Source organism: Paenibacillus vulneris, assembly GCF_039543185.1.
Lineage (GTDB): Bacteria > Bacillota > Bacilli > Paenibacillales > NBRC-103111 > Paenibacillus_S > Paenibacillus_S vulneris.
Genome location: NZ_BAABJG010000064.1, coordinates 1 through 2,349, shown reverse-complemented (window position 1 = coordinate 2,349; position 2,349 = coordinate 1). Strand labels below are relative to the sequence as shown.

Sequence of the window (2,349 nt, the reverse complement as noted above, 5' to 3'; positions counted from 1 at the left end):
GCGTGCTCGTACAAATCAGAGCGCAGAAGACGACGCAATATCTCGCATAATAATCGAGCAGATGGCAGCGGATACCTCACTTAGCGATCATGAACGCCACCTATTCAATTTCTTGTGCGAATCTCCAGATGCAACACTTCAAGAGATGGCAGACGAATTAGGACTCCGAGATAGAAAGCAGGCGTCCCGAGTCAAGGAGCGACTAGCTATTAAACTCCGAAAATACTATAGCGGTTAACGTTAGGGAGGATGCGCATGAACCTATATACATTTTGGGACGAAAACTATCGGATTAAAGACGAAGAACTGCGCGTTCAGATAGCCGACGCAGTAATATCCGTATTAGAAGAGGCTGGCTGGGACCGTGGGAAGATCCAAGCCCGTAAATACCGCCACCCGATGACGCGCCGAAAGAGCTGGCGAACATTGTGCTCGATTGTCGACGTGCTCGCCGACTTTATTATGCGTCCTGAACAGCGTGTGGAGCAAGTGAAGGAGTATCCAGTTAAGAACGCTGATGCGGAATGGTACGACGGAAATAAGCGTCGAAATCGCGAGATATCTTATGAAGGTTTTGAGGAGGGAGGCGGGAGTGTGGACATAGATAAGAAAATATATTTACCGAAAGAGGTCGTGATGGCGCACTAATTTTTTTTTACATATGTACCTGTATTTTTGCATCGTGGTTTCCATTTATATATGTAGGCAAAGAAGCATCACGCGCGTATGCTAATGCCGAGAAATTGCGTAGATCGAAGACGGTCTAGGCTTTTTTTTATTTTACTGTTCAGTCAAGAAAACTAGACAATCAAACACAGGAGGGGTTGAGGTGCCGTTAACTGTAGAATCGCTATATAAAGTTCGCTCTATGCGAGGGTTGTCGCTGTACGATATCGCAAGGTTAGCCGGCGTATCAGAGTCCTATATATCAAAGATTGAAAAAGGACAGCGACCGCTGACGGCAAAGCTTGCACGCAAGATTATTGAAAAACTAGACTTAACGCCGGATCGACTAGAGCAGTTAGTCCGCGCATATGACGAGTTTAATTACGGGGGGCTTCGTTATAAACGTAAATAGTGATATCCGAAGATTGGTACGTAAGCAGTGCGCTAACTTTATTGGACATAACGCTTGTTTACTCGAACCAAACGGTCAGTCGATTTGTAACTTCTTTCGTGAAGATGAGCAAGCACGGCCATTTATTGAAGCTGGAACGATGCAATGTGATTATTTTCAGCGATCGGTATTGCCGAGTGAACCCGTTTTAGGACTTCTGTATTGGCGGATTGATAAGAAAACATTGGAGAAGTGCGATCGGTGCGGGGATAAAATCGTTAGACGAAGTAACAGGCAAAAGTATTGTGAGCAGTGCGCTGTATTATCAAAACGCGATTCAAACCGCGAATCAATGCGAAAATCAAGAGCAATTGTGGGAATTTAGACGCCAAAAAGTACGCTTATCATGCGGCTTCTGGGCGTCTTATTTATTCATATAAGGGGTTTATACAGTTTGAATGTTTAAATACCCACAGATAGAGGGGTGACTGTTTTTACTTGAAAGAAGACGCTAAGACCTATTGCGAGTTTTATCGGCCCGGCGCGCTTTGTCTACTGATGGAAGCACTCGCTACTGAGACTGATCCGCGGTGCAAGCCCTACCGTGATCGGCCAACTGATTGCCGATACTTGCGGCTTGTGGTCGCGAAACGGAGGTCGTCACGATGACCCACGAACACGAAGTTGATTATGGAGCACGTCGGCCACTAAAATTCCAGACTTATGTACTCGATAGCGAAGTGAAAGAGTGGTTCCTTGATGCCGTCGGGCAGTACATCGCCAGCTACGTTAACACCGATACAGTCAAAAAAATGGATAAAGTGCAGTATTATCGGCTCGTTGAGAAGACCGCGATTCTAATTTGCAAGGCGTATGCGCCAACGACAAAGTACGGGATTACGAAGGCAGAGGTACGGTCGGCGGTCGTGTATTGGATACGTTTCATATCGGAGGCGGTGCAGAATGGCGAACGTGAGCAAGGTCGTGGTGACAGCGGTTGAGCCGTACGATCACGGTTACAAAAGGCGGGTACACCTGCTTGATACGGAGTCAGGCGAGACGTATTTGATGACATTCGGCAGTAGCATCACGGAGGGGAGAGCGCGGTTTATGGCGCCGCTGCTCGTAAAGAAAATTAAACGGGGGAATGCAAAATGACACACAAAGGGACTGTAAAGTGGTTTAGCGATGATCGTGGCTACGGAATTATAGCCGGAAGTGACGGCCAAGACGTTTTTGTCCATCAGACAGTTATCAAAATGGACGGATTCAGGAAGCTCGAACAAGGACAA

5 protein-coding genes are annotated in these 2,349 nt (G+C 46.7%); all 5 read left to right on the top strand.

The features are described from left to right. Nucleotides 1-255: 255 nt before the first annotated feature. A complete protein-coding gene (locus ABEA66_RS36240; RefSeq protein ID WP_345595436.1) occupies nucleotides 256-648 on the top strand; it encodes a hypothetical protein in 393 nt (130 codons plus the stop codon). 181 nt (nucleotides 649-829) lie between these two features. Then, a complete protein-coding gene (locus ABEA66_RS36235; protein ID WP_345595433.1) occupies nucleotides 830-1,078 on the top strand; it encodes a helix-turn-helix domain-containing protein in 249 nt (82 codons plus the stop codon). A gap of 644 nt (nucleotides 1,079-1,722) precedes the next feature. After that, on the top strand, nucleotides 1,723-2,058 hold the full coding sequence (locus ABEA66_RS36230; protein ID WP_345595431.1) for a hypothetical protein: 336 nt from the start codon (nucleotides 1,723-1,725) through the stop codon (nucleotides 2,056-2,058). Then, nucleotides 2,021-2,215: a hypothetical protein gene (locus ABEA66_RS36225; protein ID WP_345595429.1), complete on the top strand. Its 195-nt coding sequence runs from the start codon at nucleotides 2,021-2,023 to the stop codon at nucleotides 2,213-2,215. Before ABEA66_RS36230 ends, ABEA66_RS36225 begins: the two co-directional genes overlap by 38 nt. Further along, the coding region (locus tag ABEA66_RS36220; protein WP_345595438.1) for a cold shock domain-containing protein at nucleotides 2,212-2,349 on the top strand (138 nt) is incomplete at its 3' end. The genes ABEA66_RS36225 and ABEA66_RS36220, both read left to right, overlap by 4 nt.

What these genes read in the sequence shown, in the direction of transcription:
- ABEA66_RS36240 (WP_345595436.1), top strand. Translation starts at nt 256, where the DNA reads ATGAACCTATATACATTTTGGGACGAAAACTATCGGATTAAAGACGAA.
- ABEA66_RS36230 (WP_345595431.1), top strand. Translation starts at nt 1,723, where the DNA reads ATGACCCACGAACACGAAGTTGATTATGGAGCACGTCGGCCACTAAAA.
- ABEA66_RS36225 (WP_345595429.1), top strand. Translation starts at nt 2,021, where the DNA reads ATGGCGAACGTGAGCAAGGTCGTGGTGACAGCGGTTGAGCCGTACGAT.